Annotated in this window: 4 protein-coding genes; all 4 read right to left on the bottom strand. The window is 29.3% G+C overall.

Translation table 11 applies throughout. The features are described from left to right. Positions 1-155 precede the first annotated feature (155 nt). Positions 156-1040 carry an ROK family protein gene (locus HMPREF9709_RS01365; protein WP_005397201.1) on the bottom strand — a complete coding sequence of 295 codons (885 nt, stop codon included), beginning with the start codon at positions 1038-1040 and terminating at the stop codon, positions 156-158. A gap of 13 nt (positions 1041-1053) precedes the next feature. Beyond that, the gene (locus HMPREF9709_RS01360) at positions 1054-3660 is read right to left on the bottom strand and encodes a glycoside hydrolase family 38 N-terminal domain-containing protein (protein WP_005397200.1); all 2607 of its coding nucleotides are present in this window, start codon (positions 3658-3660) and stop codon (positions 1054-1056) included. A gap of 23 nt (positions 3661-3683) precedes the next feature. After that, entirely contained in the window at positions 3684-5159 is a 1476-nt protein-coding gene (locus HMPREF9709_RS01355; protein WP_005397199.1) for a PTS fructose transporter subunit IIC, read from the bottom strand. Positions 5160-5354: 195 nt separating this feature from the next. Continuing rightward, complete coding sequence (locus HMPREF9709_RS01350; RefSeq protein ID WP_005397198.1) at positions 5355-6146, bottom strand: MurR/RpiR family transcriptional regulator; 792 nt, start codon at positions 6144-6146, stop codon at positions 5355-5357. Between the last annotated feature and the right edge of the window lie 399 nt (positions 6147-6545).

Below are 6545 nucleotides of genomic sequence, written 5' to 3'. Positions count from 1 at the left end.
CACATAAAATTACTCAGCAAACACCTCATCACTTTATCCGCATCAGTTATTGATGGATCTTAAATACAGCATCATTCCGCCCGAAATTCACCGTCCATTCAACAAAAAAACTGCTACAAAACAACTTATTCGTCATTTTGCAACAGTCTTTTCATTTAATTTTCAAGATCCTCCCTACATTTATATGCTATACCTAATAAATTGGCATCATTACCTTGTTTTGCTGCTTCTATTTTAGGTTTTACTTTATAATTTGCTCTCAAGGTCATTATTTCATTTATATTATCTTTTATGATGTTTATAAACTTTTCATTTTTACTTATTCCTCCACCTATCAGAACTAGGTCCGGATCAAGGATATATTGAAGATTTATTATTGATAAGGCTAAATATTTTAATTGATTTTTTACTAAAGAATATAATTCTTTATTTTCAGACATTTTATAAAATAATTCTTTACCATTTGAAATGGAAAATCCTCTTTCATTGATGTAGTTTAGTAGACCATTTAATCCACATTTACCGCCGAGGGAATGGTATTTTGATCTTTCAACATTATTATCAATCATCATGTAGCCAAATTCTGCCGCATTGAGGTTTGCACCTCTTATTAAATTTCCATCAACTATTGCAGATCCTCCAATCGCACTTCCTACTACAAGCATCAAAATATTATTTATTTTATCGTATTCTCCGGTTGAGATTTCACCTAATAGTGCACAATTACCATCATTTTCAATGATTATTTTTACATCATTTAAGCTTGCTCGGATGTCATTAATAATATTTTTATTGATTAAGTATGATAAAGCAGAAGAACCAGTGATTGTTTTATTTTTAGGTGAATATACTCCTGGACAACTTAATCCAATTGTATTTGAATCAATTTTGTTTTCTAAAAATCTTCGTACTATATATGAAATCAATTCTTCATATTTATCAGGAGTAGGAATGTTTTCTTTATTTTTAAACTTTCCTTCACTATTTACAATAGCACTTTTAGTTCTAGTGCCGCCAATGTCAATCGCTAAATAATCCATTTCAACCTCACCATTATAACCAAATTTTTAATGTAAGAGTATCATACTGATTTATTTGTAGTTTTTGATTTTTTTGTTCTTCTTCAATATTATTGATTACTTTCCATTCCTTTATATAGTCACTTGATAAACTAAAGCTTTTAGTTTCTTTGGTTGGGTTTTGCAATCTCAGAATATAACAGTCTTTATCATAAAGAGAAGGTGCAAAACTACTGAAATAAACATCTCCTTCAACTTTTAATAGAGAAAAATCGATCTTATCCCTATTTTCTATAAATCTACTTTGAATTTTATTATCCAATCTATTTATAAATTTATTTAATGTTTGATTTTGATAAAAAATATTTTGATCAGTGTATTTATTCCATAGTAAAGTGGAAGTTTGTTCATCAAGTTTGTTTTCTACGTTAATAGCAAATTCAAATTCTAATTTGCCTTGTAACTCAGCCATTGGAGTTTCGATCATTACATGTCCTTTTTTAGTTGTATCTCCTGAAGCTCTACCAGGACGATATGCTAGATTCGGTTTACCTAGCTGACTAGTTGTTGAAAATAATGTAATGAAAAAACTTTTTTCTCTAAATTGATATTCTTTAATCCCTTTTGCAAAAATTGTAATTGCCATATTTTCATCTTTAACAGAAACGCTTTTATCAAATGGTTCAATATCTATTGGCATTTCTTCATATTTCGACTTCCAATTTTCAGGTAAATCTTTTAATATTGGCCTTGTAATAAATCCAAAAGGTAGAGAAGCTATAGTTTCTTTAGCATCAATATCAGTAAATATCTTCGCCCTTAATCTATGACTTAATACATTGTTATCAACTGAAAATTTAAAATCGATTAAATCAGATTCGTCAATCAGGGAAATCGTCATATTAATGTTTAAGTTTCCTTCTTTTGATTTTAAGCCTAATCTACTATCCAAATCATATGGCAATTTGTATTCGCCCTGTAATTTCATCATTTGAATATCATCACTTTTAGAAATTTCTCCTAAATTAAGATTTAATAAAATTGGATTATCACCTTTTAATGGAGAAAAGTCATATGTGTCTCCTTGATTTCCAATTGTTTCAAATTGAATGAAATTTTCGATTGTCTTTCCATTTTTTAATATTAAATTCAGTTTTTCTTTATCATAAACTATTTTGTATTTACTGTTTTCGATATAATCAGCTTGAGTTTTGTTTATTTTATTTTGACTATTTTCTATGTTTTTATAACTAATTATTTTATAGCCCATACTAGGAATATCTATATTAACCAAAAATCTTAATTTATAATACGGATCTTCATTAATATATCTATCTCCATCTTGCGCTTCAATTAGTAAATTGTTTTTTCCTTCAAAATATTCATAGTCTAACAGAGTGTAATTATTGACTTCAGAAATTTCTACATCATTAGTTGAGGACATAAATTCTATTGTTTTATAACCATGAAAATCGGATATATCAGTATTCAAGATTAAAACTTCATTATTTTTTAAGTCCATCTCTTCTGAAAGTCTTCTCAAAATTAGATTTTCAACACCATCCACAATTTCATTAGCTTCTTTCATTCTATGAAGAATGTCGATTGCTACATCATCAGATACACATCCGCCCATACTGTCATGTGCATGTCCTTCCAAAATTTTTTTCCATGCATTAATTAATAATTCTGGACTAATATCGATTTTAGCCATTTTTGCTATTGACATCATTGGCTCTACTCTTCGTAAAAGTTTTTGTTCAATCAGAAAATTTTCTCTTTTAATGTCATATCTAATAGAACCTATTGTTTTATGAACTCTATGGCGTGATGGCTCTCTAAATTCACCTTTATATTTTGGAAATTGTAGGAATGATTTTTCTACTTCATCAAAGAAATCCCCATAACTACTAATAATATATTCATCTTGAGTTTTACTATTTATTTCATTCACAATATTATTGAGATTTGGGACTATGTCTAATTGGTCTCCTCCAACCGGTATAATAATATTATTAATCGGCGCAAATTTTAACATATTTTTGACTTTAGGAAATAATTTTTCTTCCAAATAATCATCACGACTTGATAAAAAAGAACCTGGTCCGTATCCATCTATTAAATTAACACAATTTACTTTTTTATCACTTAATCCTTCCCAATTAAAATACGCGCTATCAATATGTTTGTCGAAGTTAATGCCTCTTCTAAAAATAACATTTTTTATACCAGAATTGTAAAATATACTAGGAAGCTGTCCATTTAGCCCAAAGCTATCCGGCAAATATCCAATATTCATATATTTTCCGTATTTTTTGCTATCTCTTATACCTATGGCTAAATTTTTCACAATAGATTCTTGATCAACAAAGAATGCATCTGTTTGAGTATACCAAGGTCCAATCTCAAGCTTTCCATCATTAACAAGTTTTTTTACTAGTTCATATTTTTCTGGTCTTACCTTAATATAATCATCTAAAATTGAAGATTGGCCATCTAAACAAAATTTTAAATTATCATTCTTGTCTAATTCGTCAAAAATATTAGTAAAAATATCATCACTTAAAACCAAAGAATCCATGGTTGTAAAATACCATTCTCTATCCCAATGAGTATGATTTACTAAGTGTATTCTATTCATCTATATCCTCCAAATAGGTTCATCTAACTTACTACTTTTCTATTTCTTAAAATAAATCTATATAATAGAGCATTCACAAATGAAGCAAAGAATATTATCAGTATCCACCACAACCATGAATATTTAATTCCTGTGGTATATCCTATAAAAGCTCCTAAAGGTGAGCCGACTCCACCATAAAAGTGAATTCCTGCAGCTGCTGCTAAACCACCAGACAATGCTGATGATAATGTATTAGCTACAATTAATAATGGATTCGCTGCTACAAATGGTATTGCACCTTCTGTTACACCAACCATTCCCATTACAAACGCAGAAGACCCTAACGCTCTCTCATCTATAGTAAATTTATCCTTAAATAAGAATGTAGCTATCGCCGCACCAAGTGGTGCAACTGCAATCGCAGCACCAGTCGCTGCTTGTGGTATAGCATTAACACCTGTTGGACCGAATTGAGTCATAGTATCAACAAATATAGCTGATGTTACCATCATAGCTGTTTTATTTACTGGTCCACCTAAGTCAAATCCCATCATTCCACCAAGAACTGCACCATAAATTAAAGGAGCTGCCTTATAATTTAATGTTAAATTATTAATCATTTCATATAGTTTGTCCATAAATGAAGCTATTGGTTGTCCAATTAAATAATATATAACAACAAAGGAAATAAAAGTTGCAATAGTAGGTATTATCAAAATTGGCACTATTGTCTTCATAAAATCTGGCCATTTTATACCCTTCAATAGTTTTACTAAATAACCTACACCAAAACCAACAATTATCGCCCCTAGAAAACCAGCGCCTGTTTCGGTACCTAAAAATTCTGCATCATTAATTATATATCCCGCAATAAATGCTGGGGCAACTGCAGGTTTATCACCTATCGATTTTGCGACTCCCGCTGCAAAAATTGGAATCATTAAAGTAAATCCAACTTTACCTAAATCAAATAATTTTGAGAAGAAATTTCCTAATTCAGTTTCTGGGAATGCCCAAATTACCAAATCCGGATTATTAGGATCAGGTTGAAACGCTAAAATATTAGCTATAGCTAATAGCAACCCTGCAGCAATTGTTACAGGTATCATATCAGTTATACCAGACATTAAATGTCTAACAATTTTATTTGAAGATGTACCTATCTCAATTTTATTATTTATCTTTGTACCCTTAGCACCATATACTGTTGAATTTTTTATAGAATTTAATATTGTTTCTTTTGGATTTTTCAATACAGTATTAGTATCAACTTCTACAAGCTTCTTCCCTACAAATCGACTTTTATCAACTGTAATATCAGATGCAATTATTACAACATCTGCATTTTTTATTTCTTCCGCCGTTAATTCGTTCTCTGTCCCAATAGTTCCTTGAGTTTCTACTTTTGCCTCAATATTTAATTCCTTAGCCGCATCTTCAAGTGCACTCTGAGCCATATAAGTGTGAGCAATACCTGAAGCACAAGCTGTTATAGCAACAAATTTTTTGACTTCCATATTATTCTCCTCTCGTAAAATATGGTACATTCCGCTTAATCTTACAATTGAACAGATCTTTAGATTTTTTGGAATACGTTTTCTTTTATAATAAAATTAAAAGACCTTATTCAGGTCATTCAATTTTCAATATTATAATATTATTTAAAGAACAAATTGTCAAATAAATAAATATATTAGAGAACAAATTCACAATTACTTATTATATAATTTACTCATATGCTTAATTGTTTCTATATTTTTATCAAAATCTTTATATAAGAAATATAAAAATATCTTTTCTAAAATAGCCAACAATGCATATCTTGACAGGGTCGGAACCTCTTGATTCAACACTGGGTGGCTTTCTCTATAATTTATACTCAATTCAACTGTAGCATATTTGGATAAAGTACTATTATTAGAATTAGTTACCAAAATCTGCTTACAACCATTTTTATAAAGTTCCTTTTGTAAATTCTTTATTTCTTGAGCTTCCCCACTATTAGAAACAATTAAGGCAACATCTGATTTTTCCATTAAAGAAGACATCCTTAATTGATCATTGTATGATTCAAAAAATATCATTTTTGAAGGCTCAATCTTTCTCATTCTAAAATAAAAATCTTTCGCTGGAATCTGCGACATCTGAGAGGCCAATATAAAAATCTTTGGAGTGTTTTCTAAAATTTCTAAAACTTCCTTAAACTCTTTTGTTTTTGTTAATTTATCCACCCTGTTAAAAATATCGAATAAATCTTGATTTAATTGAGTATTGCTATTTATATCACTCTCATATTGAAACTTTAATTCATTAAACCCTTTATATCCCAATTTTTTTGAAAAAGAAATAATTGAACTAGGAACACTTTGAGTTCTTTCAGCTAATTCTCTAGCAGTTAACTCTGGAAGCACTTCATGATTTTCAAGAATATAGTCTGCAATAATCTTATGTCTAGGTGTAAAAATATTATATAATTTCTTAATTTGTTTGATTACAGGATTCATACTTTTCTCCAATTTCTATTCTTTCATTAATATTATTGTAATTATAAGTTAATGTTTTTACAAATTATTTATCTAAAGAAAATATAATTTTATAAGAATTATTATATAATTTGCTGTTATAGGGGTTTTATAGTGATTTATTATTGGCTTTAATAGATGATTATTATGGAGGGTTAAGAGAATGGAAGAGAATGGACGCGAAAATAACACACTGTTTTAAAGGAATGTCATAGAAAAAGTGTTATTTAGTGGATTGTAGTAGATAATAGTTATAATAGAATTTTAGAAAATTTACTGGCTCAATCGTATTGCTGTAATTATCTTGTTCCCCTTTATACCCCCCTACGGTATATTTAGGACCACGTCTATTTTTTTATGGTCTCTGGATACCACACCCCC

Origin of the sequence: Helcococcus kunzii ATCC 51366 (assembly GCF_000245755.1) — a bacterium.
Classification (GTDB): Bacteria; Bacillota; Clostridia; order Tissierellales; family Peptoniphilaceae; genus Helcococcus; species Helcococcus kunzii.
Note: the sequence above shows the minus strand (reverse complement) of the source record. Positions and strands in the feature narration are given on the sequence as shown.

What these genes read in the sequence shown, in the direction of transcription:
- HMPREF9709_RS01365 (WP_005397201.1), bottom strand. Translation starts at nt 1,040, where the DNA reads ATGGATTATTTAGCGATTGACATTGGCGGCACTAGAACTAAAAGTGCT.
- HMPREF9709_RS01355 (WP_005397199.1), bottom strand. Translation starts at nt 5,159, where the DNA reads ATGGAAGTCAAAAAATTTGTTGCTATAACAGCTTGTGCTTCAGGTATT.
- HMPREF9709_RS01350 (WP_005397198.1), bottom strand. Translation starts at nt 6,146, where the DNA reads ATGAATCCTGTAATCAAACAAATTAAGAAATTATATAATATTTTTACA.
- HMPREF9709_RS01360 (WP_005397200.1), bottom strand. Translation starts at nt 3,660, where the DNA reads ATGAATAGAATACACTTAGTAAATCATACTCATTGGGATAGAGAATGG.